The sequence below is a fragment of the Lacibacter sediminis genome, assembly GCF_014168535.1.
Classification (GTDB): Bacteria; Bacteroidota; Bacteroidia; order Chitinophagales; family Chitinophagaceae; genus Lacibacter; species Lacibacter sediminis.
Genome location: NZ_CP060007.1, coordinates 3,726,523 through 3,741,837, shown reverse-complemented (window position 1 = coordinate 3,741,837; position 15,315 = coordinate 3,726,523). Strand labels below are relative to the sequence as shown.

Below are 15,315 nucleotides of genomic sequence, written 5' to 3'. Positions count from 1 at the left end.
AAAGGCCCGTCCCATAGACGGGCCTTATCTTTTCTTCAGACAATTATGCAAATTTGTCTTCCTTCCTGTCAGAAATTTTGAACTAAAACCCCTGTTTCCCGCCATTTCTGAAATTTTTTCCTGTTCTGGCGGGGTGGCACTGTATTCGCTTACCTTCGTTGCCCCTTTGAAAGGGCATCAATAAATTTCATTTCAAAACCAAAAAACGAATAATTATGGCTAAGAAGGTAAGTGTTACCCCTTTACATGACAGGGTAATTGTGAAGCCTGCTCCTGCTGAAGAAAAAACAGCTGGTGGTATCATCATTCCCGATACTGCAAAAGAAAAACCACAACGTGGTACTGTAGTGGCTGCCGGTCCCGGTAAAAAAGACGAACCTGTAACCGTAAAAGTTGGCGACACGGTTTTGTATGGTAAATATGCCGGTACTGAAATCGCAATTGATGGTGATGATCTGTTGATCATGCGTGAAAGCGACATCCTGGCAATTGTATAAAAGCCCGAAGCTGTTAGCCATTTGCTGCACGCAAAGGCTTGTAGCTTGCAGCGAACAGCGTGAAGCTTTAATTTTTTAAATTAATTAATTCTCAAATTAAATAACTATGGCAAAGCAAATCTTCTTCGATATTGAAGGAAGAAATAAAATGAAGAAAGGTGTTGACATTCTGGCCAACGCCGTGAAAGTTACCCTCGGTCCTAAAGGACGTAACGTAGTAATCGAAAAGAAATTCGGTGCACCGGCTGTAACGAAAGATGGTGTTACTGTTGCAAAAGAAATTGAACTGGAAGATCCTATTGAAAACATGGGTGCTCAAATGGTGAAAGAAGTAGCTTCTAAAACTGCAGACATTGCAGGTGATGGTACTACTACTGCAACTGTATTGGCGCAATCAATCATCAGCGAAGGTTTGAAAATGGTTGCTGCTGGTGCAAACCCAATGGATCTGAAACGTGGTATTGATAAAGCAGTAAAACTGGTAGTTGAAAATTTAAAAAGCCAATCGCAAACTGTTGGCAACGACAGCAAAAAAATTCAACAGGTTGCAACTATTTCTGCAAACAACGATGAAACTATTGGTAAGTTGATCGCAGAAGCATTTGCTAAAGTTGGTAAAGAAGGTGTGATCACTGTTGAAGAAGCAAAAGGTACTGATACTACTGTTGATGTAGTAGAAGGTATGCAGTTCGATCGTGGTTATATTTCTCCATACTTCGTTACAAACAGCGAAAAAATGGAAGTTGAATTGCAGAACCCATACATTCTTATCTATGATAAGAAGATCTCTGCAATGAAAGATATCCTCCACATTCTGGAGAAAGTTGCTCAAAGCGGTCGTCCGTTGTTGATCATCTCTGAAGATCTTGAAGGTGAAGCATTGGCAACATTGGTAGTAAACAAACTCCGTGGTACATTGAAAGTGGCTGCTGTAAAAGCTCCGGGCTTTGGTGACCGTCGTAAAGAAATGCTCACTGATATTGCGATCCTCACTGCAGGTACAGTAATCAGCGAAGAGCAAGGTTACAAATTGGAGAATGCTGATTTGACTTATTTAGGTCAGGCTTCTTCTGTAACAATTGATAAAGACAATACAACAGTTGTTGGTGGTAAAGGAAAGAAAACTGACATCACTGCACGTGTAAACCAGATCAAAGCACAAGTTGAAAACACAACTTCTGATTACGATAAAGAAAAATTACAAGAGCGCCTTGCTAAATTAGCCGGTGGTGTTGCTGTATTGTACATTGGTGCTGCTACTGAAATGGAAATGAAAGAAAAGAAAGACCGTGTAGATGATGCATTACATGCAACAAGAGCTGCGGTTGAAGAAGGTATTGTTCCAGGTGGTGGTGTTGCTTACATCCGTGCAATTGATGCATTGGAAGCAAAAGTTCGTGGACAAATTGAAGATGAACAAACCGGTATGCAGATCGTTCGTCGTGCACTGGAAGAACCAATGCGTACATTAACTGCTAACGCAGGTATCGATGGTTCGATCGTTGTACAGAAGATCAAAGAAGGTAAAGGCGATTTTGGTTTCAATGCACGTACAGAAGTGTATGAGAACCTGTTCAAAGCAGGTGTAATTGATCCTACAAAAGTTAGCCGTGTAGCCTTGGAAAATGCAGCGTCTATTGCAGGTATGTTGTTAACAACAGAAGCTGTAATTGCTGATAAGCCGAAGAAAGAAGAAGCACATGCACATGGCGCTCCTGATATGGGTGGCATGGGTGGTTACTAAGAAAGTGGGAAGTGTAAAGTTGAATGTCGAAAGTGTCTTCAATTTAAACACCTCAACAACTTGTAACAGCTTGAACATACAAACAAAGTCCTCTGGTAAAACAGGGGACTTTGCATTTCAATGATTCATCACGATTAAAAACATGAGAAATGAAAAAAGTAAACATGCTTTTACCGTTTATGTTGAAATTGAAAAACAAAATCAATCAATTATTGCAACGTATCAGAAGGGGAGATGATGATCCATTTGATAATCCTTATCTGATCTATTAAATCAAAACCTCCTGCAACCGCAGGAGGTTTTGATTTATGAACAAAGTCAATGAAATATAAATGAATTACAGAGTAAATTTCATCTGCAGGCTGTTGAGGAAACGTAAGGATTGTTGCAATGCTGTTTTCCCTGCTTCTGTATCCAGGTTAAACTGATATTCATGCGGAAGTGCAGGTTGTAAATCCTGCGGGAAAAAGAGTGTATCTACCTTTGCATTGATCGTTACCAGTTTTTCTGCCAATGCTTTTGAATGCGACAATAGCGGATCGCCATTACCTGCAGAAATAAAACTTGGAGGATAACCTGCTTCTATGTAATTAATAATCGAAGCTGTTTTGAACAATTCATTTTCTTTGTGATTTTTCGATCCGCTGTAAGCCCAAAGTACAGTCTGCATAAATCCACCAAATGCACCTTCTGTGTTTACATTGTCTATATCATAAGGTCCGCAGTACAATAATTGTCCTGCGAGCTGTGAAGGATTTAATGAGGGCATAATGCCGATTAATTTTGCGTAACTGCTGTTGTAAATAATATTTGCTGTTTGCGAAGCAATATGGGCGCCACCTGAATCACCCGCCAGAATAAAATGAGCCGTGTCAATATGAAAACGGTTGGCCTGTTTTTGCAGATAAGCCAATGCCGCTGCAGTTTGTTTCAGTGGTGTGGGGTATTTTTTTTCGGGAGCAACCGAATAATCAATCGATACCGTAACATAGCCATATGATGCAAGTATTTTACAGTAATTCCGGATGTGCGCCTTATCGCCGGAGATAAGCCCGCCACCATGAATCCATACGATTACGGGTAATAATTCATTGGCTGCAAGAGAAGAAGGATAATAAACATCTAGTTTCGCATCTTTATCTGCAGCATCATACACTTCATCCAAAATTGCAGTGATATTTTTTGGTACATGTTTTTCTAATGCATCATTAGTCGTAACGCCTCCTCTGTTAAATGCGTTGCGGATGATCATTGCTGAAGGCCAGGGCGATAATTTGAACGCAGCAAATACAATAACTGCAAGTGTGAAGAGAACAATAAATATGCGGATGAAAAACTTTTTCCAGCTAAATGTTTTTGAAGCCATGGGAGTTTTGGTTTGTAAACAAAGCGATGTTTTCAACAATAAGATAAAAAAAAGAAATCGTTTTTTGCAAGTGTGCTGAAGAAAATAGTAAGGGAATGATGAAGCGATTAAACAACTACTTCTGTTTTTTCTTTTTCCGCAAGACGATAAGTTGGGTGAATTAATTTGGTTGGTTATTGATCAATGCTCCCTTCACAATCAGATACTGTGCAGCAGCATAGGTAAGCATCACACATAAACTTAAAACAACATCATGCATGGCAAATAAATTAACAGCCAATAACGAATCTGAAATAACAAATAATATTGCCCCGATTAAAAATAATACAGCTGCATTATCACTGGTCTTCCGTTTTGTATTGATCGCTGACAGCAGCATGGTCCCAATCGTAATGCCATAAACCGTCACCGGTATTTTTAGTGCATCAAGAAAAGGGTAGAGCTGCCAAAGGAAAATGAGAATGTAAATCAATACGGGAATTCCGATCAATGGTTGTAATTGTATTAATCCTTTCTGCCCTTTTCCTGTTTTTAGAAAGTAAACAATGTAGAAAACATGCGCCAGCAGGAACGAAACCAACCCGGGTATAAACATTCCTTTCATTTGAAGCAATACATCGCCTGCCCAGGAAAGTAACAACGCAACAAGTATAAGTTTGAAGAATGTTCCACTCTGTTTAGCAGATGCGATATAAAATCCCAGCATCAACAAAGGCATCAGCAATGGTTTGGTAAACCATCGTAGTTGCGGTTGATCAAAATAAATGAATAGCAATTCAAGCACAACCACCAACGCATAGATGCCAAAGATGATTTTTGCCAGCTGCTTCATACTAGTTACCCGGTTTCACAACCTGTGCTTTAATGCCATACCAGTTTCGGAGCGAATCTTTCACTTTCGTGCTGTCAGAAAGCGATTTCTGTACAAGCAATATCAGTTGATAAGTACTGCTGTCTTTCATAAGTAATGAAAGTTCTCTTCCTCTTGTTTTGTGAAAAGCAATACGGGCATCGGCTTTGCTTTTTGTAGCAGCTGTTTCAAGAATAAGTTTTAACGAGCTTGTATCAACTAGAGGTGCAGGCACAACCGGTGCCACAGAATCTTTCACTACGCTTGCAGTTGTATCAGGTTGTTGTGTTGTGGTATCTGCAGGAGTAATTTGTTCAGTAAGGTTTGTTTCAGGTTCTTGCGGTTTATCTTTTTTTGGAATAGCCAAATAAACAGCCCAGCCAACCAGCACCAACGCTACAATGGTTCCCAGAATAATGATCGGCTTTTTTGAACTCTTCCGTTCTTCATGTGAAAAGTCAATTTCCTTTTCACCTTCTGCTAATACCGTACGGTCACGAACATGATCGGTATTAATTGAATCAATTTTTTCCAGGGCAGGACTGCCTTGCTCAAATGTAAACTGGTTGTCTTTAGTTTTATTGATGGAGCCAATGCCTTTAATAGGAAACGGTTTGCCAATGTTGATCAGCTGCATACCATTGCTTATATACGATTCAAGATCGCTCATGGCAAGCGGCTTCATTTTGCCTGTCTGTTGCATCAGGAACTGAAGCAGACTTTCATCAAGAACGGCATTACGGTTGGTGGTAAATGAAATAGTATCGGCAGGCCATCCTTCTTCTTTTAAATCGTAGATATTAACCGAAGGATTCAGATCAAAACGGCCAAGACCTGGGAGTGTAAGACTTTTCTCCTTGTACAGATACTGTGATAATATTTCCTGGATTTTCACGGATAATTTTTTTCAAACATACTTAAAAACCAGCTTTTATCATAGAAATAGAATGCCGACGTTCAGGACAGCCCATTTATAAAGGGTTCAAGCCCTTGATTTTACTGTTTCCGCAAATCTTCGTTAAAGAAGACATAGGGCTGAACGCTGTTGCTTACATTTGCCAAAAATAACAGCATGCTGTCGGCACAGGAAAAAGAGTTTATGCAGTGGTGGGAGCAAAACCGTAGCAGGGAAAAGAGACTGTTGAGCCAACTTACAATAGGTTTGCCATTAGGTCTTGCATTTGGGTTCCCGATTTTGCTGGCAGTCATGTTCAGGGGCTGGTACAAAAACATGCCTTATGTATCAGGGTCACAGTTGACCATAATCCTGATCGCCGTTTTACTGGTGATCGTGTTCTACGCTATTTTCAAGATGCGTTTTAAATGGGAGATGAATGAGCAACGTTATCTTGAACTGAAGCAAAAATTAGAAACAGAGGCAACGTTAGAGGAAAAATGATTGTCAAAATAAAGCAGGTCTTTTAATTGAAATTTGAACTAAAACAAAATATCGTAACATGAAGTATGTAGTTGGATTATTGATGGCAGTAGCTATGTTAAGTGCGTGTAAGAAAAAAAATAGTGAGGAGTGTCCTTACTCTGCTGAAAATACATCGGCATCGGCACAGGAAGAAGCTGTAGTGACAAATTATATTGCTGCAAATAACATAACAGGCACAACTGAGTTGGGAACTTCCGGTATGTACTATGTAATTGATGCGCAAGGAAACACTAATAAACCTGCGCTTTGCAATACCGTTGTTGTAAAATATAAGGGGCAGCTTGCAAATGGAACAATTTTCGATCAAACAACGGGAACATCAACAGCATCTTTTACTTTAGGTAGTTTAATTGAAGGATGGAACCGTGGTATGCAATTAGTAGGTGAGGGTGGCAAGATCAGGTTGTATATTCCCTCTTCATTGGGTTATGGTGCAGCGGGGTCGTTTAATCCGAATACCGGTTTATATACCATTCCTCAAAATGCTATGCTCATTTTTGATGTTGAAATTGTAACTGTTTATAAATAAGTAATCTCAACAAGCGAATAGAAAAGCTCTCCTAAACAACGGGGAGCTTTTTTGTTTACTTACTTTTGTAAAAACTCAATCACTTGTCATACGAACCTATTTCCGTTTTCGATATGTTTAAGATCGGCGTTGGCCCATCCAGCAGTCATACGCTTGGGCCATGGCGTGCCGCTCAACGTTTTGTTCAGTCAATTCAAACAATGCAACCGTTAGAGCAGGTGGCAACTGTGCGTGTGTTGCTTTATGGGTCATTAGCGAAAACAGGGAAAGGGCATGGAACTGATGTCGCTATCCAGTTAGGTTTGTGTGGTGAAGATCCTGTTACATTTGATGTAAATTCTATTGATGCACGCATCAGGGATATTGCTGACATGAATGAAATTCTTTTGGGAGGAAAGCACGAAGTGGCTTTTGATCCAAGAGAGGATATTGATTTTTTGATGACGGAGAGTCTTCCTTATCATCCTAATGCCGTTACATTTCTTGCTTCATTTAATGATGGCACTTCTATAGCTGAAACCTGGTACTCCATTGGTGGTGGTTTTGTGGTAAAAGAAAACGAGGAGTCTACCGGCCATGCACAGGTGCAGTTACCTTTTCCTGTTGATACGGCCGAAGATCTGTTGCATTGGTGCATGAAAACAGGCATGAGTATCAGTGAAGTGGTGATGGAGAATGAAAATGCGTGGCGCAGCGAAGAGGAAACAAAGCAAGGCGTAATCAACATCTGGCGTGTAATGCATGAATGTATGTTTAAAGGTTGTCACACTGAAGGTTATTTGCCGGGTGGTCTGAATGTGAAAAGACGTGGTGCCGGTTTGAATAAAAAATTATTGCAGCAGAAATCTTATACTGATTTTCAGGAGTGGGTGGAAGCCATTCGCAGTGGTGGTAATGATTTTAAATACACACTCGATTGGGTAAGTTGTTTTGCATTGGCAGTGAATGAAGAGAATGCATCTTTCGGCAGAGTAGTAACAGCTCCAACTAATGGAGCCGCCGGTGTTATTCCTGCTGTATTGATGTATTATGTTTGTTTTTGTAATGGTGCCGATGAAGAAAAGATCATTCGTTTTTTATTAACTGCTTCTGAAGTAGGAAGCATCTTTAAAAAAGGTTCTACCATTTCTGCAGCAATGGGTGGCTGCCAGGCCGAGATTGGCGTGTCAAGTGCAATGGCTGCGGCTGCACTCACTGAATGTATGGGAGGTACACAGCGACAGGTGTTGATGGCGGCTGAAATTGCAATGGAACATCATCTTGGCTTAACCTGCGATCCTATTGCAGGATTGGTGCAGGTTCCATGCATTGAACGGAACACCATGGGTGCAATCAAAGCTATCACAGCCTCTCAACTTGCATTACAAAGTACACCCGATTTTGCAAAAGTATCATTAGATGCTGTGGTGAAAACCATGTGGGATACCGCAAAAGATATGAATCACAAATACAAAGAAACTGCCGAAGGCGGTTTAGCCATCAATATTCCAATTGCTCTTCCCGAGTGTTGATACCCGTTAGTTGTTAAAAAAAACAAAATCAGTCAACAGCGCTTAACAATTTTGCAGAAATGCTGTTCTTTTGCAAACGATTTAAAAAACTGTTCAAAGGAGCGGATTTAAATCAATAACTTTCTTTAACATAACGGTCAAATTAATGGCAAATTACCAGGCAGGAAAGGACCTTAAACGTCCGCTGCAACGCTTATTACAGGTATTGAACCTGGAGCGAAAGGAGATTGGTGCAATTTATTTTTATGCAATTCTTGCAGGGTTATTGCAGCTTGCTGTGCCATTGGGTGTGCAGGCCATTATCAACTTTGTACTTGCCGGCCGTATATCTACTTCCATTATTGTTTTAATTATTCTTGTTGTGATCAGTGTATTCTTTACCGGTTTGCTGCAGGTAAACCAAATGAAGATCATTGAAAAAATTCAGCAACGGATCTTCACCCGTTATTCATTTGAATTTGCATGGCGTATCCCCCGTCTCGATTTGAAGAAGATCGATCAGTATTATTTACCTGAGTTTGTCAACCGTTTTTTCGATACCGTTAATTTAGAAAAAAGCTTAAGCCGTTTGCTGCTCGATATTCCGGCGGCATTGATACAGGTATTGTTTGGTTTGATCTTGCTCTCTCTATATGCGAATGTATTTATCATCTTCAGTTTACTGGTTATTTTGATCCTGTTTGTTATTATTCGGGTAACATACGCAAGGGGTTTGTCAACCAGCCTCGATGAAAGTGAATATAAATATGAAGTTGCCGGATGGCTGGAGGAAATTGCACGTGTATTGAAATCATTTCAGTTTTCCAGAGGTTCATCATTGCCCATGGATAAAACAGATGCACTGGTAACCAAATACCTTCATGCACGCACCAGTCATTTCCGGATTCTGTTAATGCAGTACTGGACATTGATCGGGTTTAAAATTCTGGTAACGGCAGGTATGTTGATTGTTGGTGCTGTATTGCTCGTGGGTAATGAAATTAACGTGGGACAGTTTGCAGCAGCAGAGATCGTTATTCTGTTAGTACTGGCGTCAGTTGAAAAATTGATCCGCAGCCTTGATAAAATATATGACATTTTAACCAGCGTTGAAAAGTTAGGAAAAGTGATAGATAAGCCGCTCGAATCAGAAGGAACATTACGCCCCGATTCATCTGCAAACGGATTATCAGTTACGGTAAACGATCTGCATTTCAGTTACAACGATCAAACATCGATACTGCAGCAACTTTCATTCAATGTAAAGCAGGGAGAAAAAATTTGTATTAAAGGCGGTGATGGTTCAGGTAAATCCACGCTGTTAAAATTACTCACCGGTGCTTATGCAGATTTTGGAGGAAGCATATTGATTAACGATATACCGATCGGTAATTATAACCCTGCATTGCTGCGTGCAGAAACAGGCATCCTGTTTCACCAGCAGGATATTTTTCAGGGTACATTGTATGAAAATATTTCTTTAGGTGATACTTCGGTAACAACTTCACAGATCACAACACTTGCAACGCAGCTTGGAGTCAGCGATTTTATTTCTTCTCTCAAAAATGGATTCGATACACAAATCGATGCAGCAGGAAAGCGCTTGTCCAGTGCCGTTATACGAAAAGTATTATTGCTCCGTGCATTGGTATCGCATCCAAAATTATTATTGCTCGAAGAACCATGGTTTGGCTTTGACGCAGATTGCCGTGAAAAAGTGCAGCAATACCTGCTGCAGAAAATACCAGGCACAACTGTGATCGTCATTTCAAACGATGATGTGTATGCACGAAGGTGCAATCGTGTTTTATATATGCAGGACGGACGAATTGTAAAGGAAGAGCAGCCAACTGTTAACCGTTAAATTAAACCACATGTCGTTTCAACTACTTACACCGGATATACAGGAAAAAACAGGTAAGCCGCTCCGATCATTCAATGAAATTTACCGGCAGCACAAAACCAGTAAAATACGCCGCTACTTTTTTTTCATCATTGGTATTACCATCATTATACTTTTTTTGCCGTGGACACAAAATATCCGCAGCAACGGCACAGTTACTACACTTCGGCAGGAGCAACGCCCTCAACAGGTAAACAATATCATTGGCGGACGAATTGTAAAATGGTGGGTGAAGGAAGGCGACTTTGTGAAGAAGGGTGATACCATTTTGCAGTTAGCAGAGATTAAAGATGATTACCTCGATCCGAACCTGTTGCAACGTACCGAACAGCAACTCACTGCCGAACAAATGACGATCGATTATTATGAAGGGAAAGTAAGTGCTACGGGTCAGCAGATTGCCGCATTGGAAAATGAACGGGAATTAAAGTTGAGTTCAATCGATAATAAACTCATACAGACAAAGCGAAAAGTGCAGAGTGATAGCATGAAAGTGAGTGCGGCTATGAATGAAATGAATGTAGCAGATCGACAACTCGAAGGCGCTGTAAAAATGTATGAGCAAGGTGTTATTCCGTTAACTGAATTTGAACGCCGCAAAGTGATGCATCAGAATGTGAATGCAAAACTGATCGGCGCACAAAACGATTTCAATAACAGTAAACAGGATCTGCTGATTCTTCAACTGGAACGCAGTGCAGCCATCCAGGAATATGCAGAAAAAATTGCAAAAGCATCCGGCGATCGTTTTCAATCGCAATCACAAATTTCAACCGGGCAGGGAAAAGTAGCGAAGCTGCAAAATCAATATGACAACTACAGAATACGAAACGGACAATATTTTGTGTTGGCACCACAGGATGGACAAGTGATCAAAGCCATGAAAGCGGGTATCAATGAAATGCTGAAAGAAGGCGATATGATCGTTGAGATTGTACCAAAACAATATCAACTGGCAGTAGAAGTTTGGGTAAAGCCAATGGATCTGCAGTTGCTCACCATCGGACAAAAAACACGTTTTATGTTCGATGGATTTCCGGCAATTGTTTTCAGTGGATGGCCGCAGGCATCGTATGGAACCTATGCTGGTGAAATTGTAGCCATTGAATCAAACCTCAGCAGCAATGGTATGTTTCGTGTACTCGTTGCAGAAGATAAAAACGAACGGCCGTGGCCAACCAATATGAAACTCGGAACAGGTGCCGTAAATTTTACGTTGTTGAAAGATGTATCGGTGTGGTATGAATTGTGGCGGCAGATCAATGGTTTTCCACCGGATTATTATCGTCCGCAAACAACTGCCAACGGAAAAGAAGAAAAAGAAAAAAAGTAAGCAAGCAAAAACGGCCACATACATGATGAAGCACAGAATTTTGAGTTTATTGATTTTGTATACCGTTGCATGCATTCCATTGCGTGCCCAGGACACGTTGCGTGTGTTGGCAGAAGATGAATTTATTACGATTGTAAAACAGCATCACCCGGTTGCAAAACAGGCGGGTTTATTGGTAGATGCTGCAAGGGCACAACTGCTTTCAATCCGTGGAAACTTTGATCCCATAGTTTTTTTGAACAACGATCAAAAAACATTTGATGGTAAGAACTATTACAATTATACCAATGCAGAGCTGGGTATACCCACCTGGTTTGGTGTGGAATTATATGCAGGACTTGAAAACAATTTTGGTGATTTTCTTAATCCTGAAGTTTCGGCCAGCCGTACCAGTTATGCAGGTATCAGTTTGCCGTTATTGAAAGATCTGATCTTGGATAAACGCCGTGCTGCATTGCAACAAGGCAAACTGTTTAAACAGCAATCAGCATTTGAACGACGCACTGTTATTAACGATCTGTTATTCGATGCATACAAAGCGTATTGGAGTTGGGCAAGAGATTACCAACTGCTGATGGTACTTGATACAACGATCTTTTTGAACGAAGCAAGATATGAACTGGTGCGTATCTCCTTTCAGCAGGGCGACCGTGCAGCGGTTGATACCACAGAAGCACTGGCACAGTTGCAGAACTTTCAACAGCAACGTGAAGAAGCATGGCTGAAATTCCGAAAGTCAACATTGGAGCTCTCAACTTTTTTATGGTTAGAAGGAAACAAGCCTGTTTACTTAAATGAACGTGTAATACCTGACAGCGTATGGACCGCACAATCATTCACCAATTTTAAAGTAGATCAACTCAGTAACTGGCTCACACAAACTGTTACCAACCATCCGAAGCTGCAACAGATCGATTTTAAATTGCAATCGCTGGAAGTAGAACGTAGATTAAAGTTCCAGAATCTGTTACCTAAGCTTGATCTGAAATATAATTTTTTGCAGAAAGGATACAACGTGGCTAATTCTTTCAATGCGAATTTCTTTGAGAATAATTACAAGTTTGGCGTGAATGCCATTATTCCGATTCCTAACCGGGGTGGCATTGGTGATTACCGTGCTGCAAGAATTAAGATCAAGTCAACTGAACTTGACCGCAGCTTTACTGAACTGAACCTGGAGAACAAAGTACGTTTTCATTACAATGAGGTGTTAAACCTGCAAAAGCAGATCAGTATTTACGAAAATGCGTATCGTAATTATGTACGCCTGTTTGAAGCTGAGCAACTGAAATTTTCATTGGGCGAAACAACCTTGTTCTTACTCAACTCACGTGAAACAAAAGTGCTGGAAGCAAAACAGAAATTACTGGAACTGAAAGTGAAGTTTTACCAGGCATTTGCTGCGTTAAACTGGGCTACGGGTTTGTTGCAATAACACGCCACCCGTCTGACGGGGCATCTCCTTGGCACAGAGAAATGAGAAAAGGAGTTTAACGCAGAGTGTTTTCTCTGCGAATGTCTTTGCGTTCTCTTTTCTCAGCGCCAACAACTAAACGGTCTTATTCCTCACTTCTTCAAAATACTGCATCACAACTTCTTCTGTTTGATGTTGTAAAGTCGTATCAACCGTAAATAATTCGTTGCGTAACGAACGGTAAAGTTGCACAGCGTTTTCTAATGCACTAAGCAATGATGCTCTATTATTTGTTGCTAATGTTTGTTGTAATTGCTGGAAGTCTTCAAGTGCAATAGTTGTTTCCACTTTACGTACACCTCTTGGTAAATTATTATTCTTGATATGCAGCAATGGTCCAAATACAACCATGCGCAAAAACGCAAGAAAATCATGTGCTTCCATGTATTCACCACGACCGATCTTCAGCAAGGCATAATGCACCCATGTCCAGAAACGGTCTTCGATCCATTGATGATCAGGGTGAGGGAATTGATAGGAACTTGAATCGATGATCTGCTGCAGACTTCCATCTCTGTCAAACAATAACACCGGATTTTCTATTCTTGTTTTCAGTTCATCAGCTGTAATGAATTTAATATCCACATGCAGCAGCGGATTGTTGTACAAACAAATGAGCAAACGAGGTTCGCCTACATGCTCACCAGTAAATGCATTCAACAGGTTGCCAAACTTATTGGCATAGGCCATCATCTGTTCTTTATTGCCACCCACTTTTGTATTGCTGATGAGTAAAAGATCAAGATCAGAAAATTCATCGAGCTCCTGTGTAAGCCAGGAACCGGCAACTGCTAATCCCAGAATGGAAGGGTCATCTTCTGCAATGATGGCTGCATGTGCAGCAAAAGCCTGTTGAAACATAGGTGATGATTGTGGTATGAAGATATATGAAAGTTGGTTATGCTAAAAATCGTAAGACGACACGTCAGACATCCTCTTCGGACGGAAATAGTAGCCTTCTTTTAATAACAAATTTCAGATAGAATGTATCAGTCACAAGCGGGACGCTTGCGCCGGTTGGCATGAGTAAAGTGATCAATTACAAATATAGATGGTCGAAGGTGGAATGAAGTTTTTACTTAAGCAGCACAAGCGAGATACTTGAGTCTGGCAGCGGAATGCATGTGCTATTAAATTGTAATATTTTTTACAGGGTTGTTTAATTTACTTTTGTAACCGAAAATGTGCCGGCATCATTTGCTGGAGAAGTATTTACATACTTTCCGTTGTTGAGAATCCCAGTCGAACTATTAAATGTTGCTTCCAATTTCTGTTGGACTCCGACATTCGAAGATATGCCATAAAGAGTGGTAACATTGGCAGTAAAAGAGTCGCCATTTAATGTCCATGTACCGGTTCCGAAATGGTATGTATTAGCAGCATATCCTTCAAAAGTAATTTGACCATTAGCTTTAATAGACAATGCGTAAGGCTGAGCTGTTGAGGTTGGATTACCAATAGTGCCTACCCATAAACCCTGAATTTTGTAGGTTATTGGAGCCGCTTCCTTCTTGCAACTATCTAAAGACAAAAGGAGAAATACAAATAGCGGAAGCATGGATATTTTTCTTACGGTTATATTTTTCATAAAAGTATTTTATATGGATTGAAGATATAATAAAAAATGTTTGTAGAACTTACTAAGCGATTATTTTTTTGTTAGTCACATGTGGTGTAGCTAATTTGTTTATTTGCATATATTTTTTTATCTGTATAATTGTTACTATTGTCTTACTCTATTTCTTCCCAAACCCCTTCTTAAAAAACAACAAATGATAATCAACGGCACTGCCCCAATAAGCACCATTGTGTACACCGGGGCGTTCGGTATAATCATGATCTATTTTTAAGTTCATCAGTTTTTGATGAAGACTGCGGTTCACTTCTAAAAAGAAATCACCCAAACCACAATCAATGATGAGATTTAATTCACCGTTCTTCAATGTTTCAATTTGTTTGATGACGGTATAAGTATCCCAGTTTTCTTTATTCGTATTGATATCACCCAACACCTGTTTGATCTGCCAGTTGTTCGGGAATGGACGAATATCTACGCCACCAGCCATTGAACCTGCCTGCGAATACACTTCTTTGTTACGTACTGCAAGATAAAGTGCACCATGTCCACCCATGCTCAAACCGGTAATGGCTCTTCCTTTTTTATCAGCAATGGTTTTATAATGTGTATCGATATAACTCACCAACTCTTTACTCACAAAGGTTTCGTATTTCATCTTTGGGTCAATCGGGCTGTCGTAATACCAACTGTAAAAACCACCATCAACAGAAACGATCATCAGTTGTAATTCATCTGCTTTTTGTGTAAGCTGCGGTGCATCTTTTAACCAGCTGCGGTAATTACCGCTATAACCATGCAATAAATAAACAACCGGAAAACGTTCTTTACTTTTCTTGTAATTCTTTGGTGTGATCACCACGCATTTAATTTCTTTCTGCATGCTGTTGCTGAATACAGTAACGGTATCAACTTTAGCAGCTAAGAGATGAAAGGCGATGAATAAGAAAAGGAGGAGAGTACTTAATCGTTTCATGTATTGAAGATAAATATTTCTGCTGCACAAAATAGCTGTCATCCCGATGTACGAGGGATCTGCTCAACTGCATAACAAGGTCCAACAGATTTCTCCTTCGTCGAAATGACAAAAAAGGCGACAGTTGCACAACTGT

General features: G+C 40.3%; 15 protein-coding genes. 9 read left to right on the top strand and 6 right to left on the bottom strand.

What is annotated here, in order from left to right; all coding sequences use genetic code 11:
* Positions 1 to 215: 215 nt before the first annotated feature.
* The 3 genes from H4075_RS15820 to H4075_RS21695 all read left to right on the top strand — a co-directional run bounded on the left by H4075_RS15820 (position 216) and on the right by H4075_RS21695 (position 2,513).
* A complete protein-coding gene (locus H4075_RS15820) occupies positions 216 to 497 on the top strand; it encodes a co-chaperone GroES (protein ID WP_182801800.1) in 282 nt (93 codons plus the stop codon).
* Between the two features lie 106 nt (positions 498 to 603).
* Complete coding sequence (gene groL / locus H4075_RS15815; protein WP_182801799.1) at positions 604 to 2,241, top strand: chaperonin GroEL; 1,638 nt, start codon at positions 604 to 606, stop codon at positions 2,239 to 2,241.
* A gap of 149 nt (positions 2,242 to 2,390) precedes the next feature.
* Positions 2,391 to 2,513, top strand: coding sequence for a hypothetical protein (locus tag H4075_RS21695; protein ID WP_255460208.1), 123 nt, complete (start codon positions 2,391 to 2,393; stop codon positions 2,511 to 2,513).
* 65 nt (positions 2,514 to 2,578) lie between these two features.
* Here the strand turns inward: H4075_RS21695 and H4075_RS15810 are convergent, their stop codons facing one another.
* From H4075_RS15810 to H4075_RS15800, 3 genes are all read right to left on the bottom strand, one after another.
* Positions 2,579 to 3,607, bottom strand: a complete 1,029-nt coding sequence (locus H4075_RS15810; RefSeq protein WP_182801798.1) for an alpha/beta hydrolase — start codon at positions 3,605 to 3,607, stop codon at positions 2,579 to 2,581.
* A 160-nt stretch (positions 3,608 to 3,767) separates the two neighbouring features.
* On the bottom strand, positions 3,768 to 4,439 hold the full coding sequence (locus H4075_RS15805; protein WP_182801797.1) for a lysoplasmalogenase: 672 nt from the start codon (positions 4,437 to 4,439) through the stop codon (positions 3,768 to 3,770).
* A 1-nt stretch (position 4,440) separates the two neighbouring features.
* Positions 4,441 to 5,352 (bottom strand): hypothetical protein, encoded by a 912-nt coding sequence (locus H4075_RS15800; RefSeq protein WP_182801796.1) that lies wholly within the window; start codon positions 5,350 to 5,352, stop codon positions 4,441 to 4,443.
* Positions 5,353 to 5,529: 177 nt separating this feature from the next.
* Between H4075_RS15800 and H4075_RS15795 the strand changes: the two genes are divergently transcribed.
* From H4075_RS15795 to H4075_RS15770, 6 genes are all read left to right on the top strand, one after another.
* Positions 5,530 to 5,856 (top strand): FeoB-associated Cys-rich membrane protein, encoded by a 327-nt coding sequence (locus H4075_RS15795; RefSeq protein ID WP_182801795.1) that lies wholly within the window; start codon positions 5,530 to 5,532, stop codon positions 5,854 to 5,856.
* A gap of 58 nt (positions 5,857 to 5,914) precedes the next feature.
* Positions 5,915 to 6,427 carry an FKBP-type peptidyl-prolyl cis-trans isomerase gene (locus H4075_RS15790; RefSeq protein ID WP_182801794.1) on the top strand — a complete coding sequence of 171 codons (513 nt, stop codon included), beginning with the start codon at positions 5,915 to 5,917 and terminating at the stop codon, positions 6,425 to 6,427.
* Between the two features lie 83 nt (positions 6,428 to 6,510).
* Entirely contained in the window at positions 6,511 to 7,938 is a 1,428-nt protein-coding gene (locus tag H4075_RS15785; RefSeq protein ID WP_182801793.1) for an L-serine ammonia-lyase, read from the top strand.
* Positions 7,939 to 8,083: 145 nt separating this feature from the next.
* Positions 8,084 to 9,781, top strand: a complete 1,698-nt coding sequence (locus tag H4075_RS15780; protein ID WP_182801792.1) for a peptidase domain-containing ABC transporter — start codon at positions 8,084 to 8,086, stop codon at positions 9,779 to 9,781.
* Positions 9,782 to 9,791: 10 nt separating this feature from the next.
* Complete coding sequence (locus H4075_RS15775) at positions 9,792 to 11,153, top strand: HlyD family secretion protein (RefSeq protein ID WP_182801791.1); 1,362 nt, start codon at positions 9,792 to 9,794, stop codon at positions 11,151 to 11,153.
* Between the two features lie 22 nt (positions 11,154 to 11,175).
* On the top strand, positions 11,176 to 12,588 hold the full coding sequence (locus H4075_RS15770) for a TolC family protein (protein WP_182801790.1): 1,413 nt from the start codon (positions 11,176 to 11,178) through the stop codon (positions 12,586 to 12,588).
* Positions 12,589 to 12,702: 114 nt separating this feature from the next.
* Here H4075_RS15770 and H4075_RS15765 read toward each other — a convergent pair whose 3' ends face one another.
* The 3 genes from H4075_RS15765 to H4075_RS15755 form a co-directional block, all read right to left on the bottom strand.
* Entirely contained in the window at positions 12,703 to 13,488 is a 786-nt protein-coding gene (locus H4075_RS15765; protein ID WP_182801789.1) for an aminoglycoside 6-adenylyltransferase, read from the bottom strand.
* 298 nt (positions 13,489 to 13,786) lie between these two features.
* Positions 13,787 to 14,215 carry a hypothetical protein gene (locus tag H4075_RS15760; protein WP_182801788.1) on the bottom strand — a complete coding sequence of 143 codons (429 nt, stop codon included), beginning with the start codon at positions 14,213 to 14,215 and terminating at the stop codon, positions 13,787 to 13,789.
* A gap of 148 nt (positions 14,216 to 14,363) precedes the next feature.
* Entirely contained in the window at positions 14,364 to 15,179 is an 816-nt protein-coding gene (locus H4075_RS15755; protein ID WP_182801787.1) for an alpha/beta hydrolase, read from the bottom strand.
* Between the last annotated feature and the right edge of the window lie 136 nt (positions 15,180 to 15,315).

What these genes read in the sequence shown, in the direction of transcription:
- H4075_RS15810 (WP_182801798.1), bottom strand. Translation starts at nt 3,607, where the DNA reads ATGGCTTCAAAAACATTTAGCTGGAAAAAGTTTTTCATCCGCATATTT.
- H4075_RS15780 (WP_182801792.1), top strand. Translation starts at nt 8,084, where the DNA reads ATGGCAAATTACCAGGCAGGAAAGGACCTTAAACGTCCGCTGCAACGC.
- H4075_RS15775 (WP_182801791.1), top strand. Translation starts at nt 9,792, where the DNA reads ATGTCGTTTCAACTACTTACACCGGATATACAGGAAAAAACAGGTAAG.
- groL (WP_182801799.1), top strand. Translation starts at nt 604, where the DNA reads ATGGCAAAGCAAATCTTCTTCGATATTGAAGGAAGAAATAAAATGAAG.
- H4075_RS15795 (WP_182801795.1), top strand. Translation starts at nt 5,530, where the DNA reads ATGCTGTCGGCACAGGAAAAAGAGTTTATGCAGTGGTGGGAGCAAAAC.
- H4075_RS15820 (WP_182801800.1), top strand. Translation starts at nt 216, where the DNA reads ATGGCTAAGAAGGTAAGTGTTACCCCTTTACATGACAGGGTAATTGTG.
- H4075_RS15805 (WP_182801797.1), bottom strand. Translation starts at nt 4,439, where the DNA reads ATGAAGCAGCTGGCAAAAATCATCTTTGGCATCTATGCGTTGGTGGTT.
- H4075_RS15770 (WP_182801790.1), top strand. Translation starts at nt 11,176, where the DNA reads ATGATGAAGCACAGAATTTTGAGTTTATTGATTTTGTATACCGTTGCA.
- H4075_RS21695 (WP_255460208.1), top strand. Translation starts at nt 2,391, where the DNA reads ATGAAAAAAGTAAACATGCTTTTACCGTTTATGTTGAAATTGAAAAAC.
- H4075_RS15765 (WP_182801789.1), bottom strand. Translation starts at nt 13,488, where the DNA reads ATGTTTCAACAGGCTTTTGCTGCACATGCAGCCATCATTGCAGAAGAT.
- H4075_RS15755 (WP_182801787.1), bottom strand. Translation starts at nt 15,179, where the DNA reads ATGAAACGATTAAGTACTCTCCTCCTTTTCTTATTCATCGCCTTTCAT.
- H4075_RS15760 (WP_182801788.1), bottom strand. Translation starts at nt 14,215, where the DNA reads ATGAAAAATATAACCGTAAGAAAAATATCCATGCTTCCGCTATTTGTA.
- H4075_RS15790 (WP_182801794.1), top strand. Translation starts at nt 5,915, where the DNA reads ATGAAGTATGTAGTTGGATTATTGATGGCAGTAGCTATGTTAAGTGCG.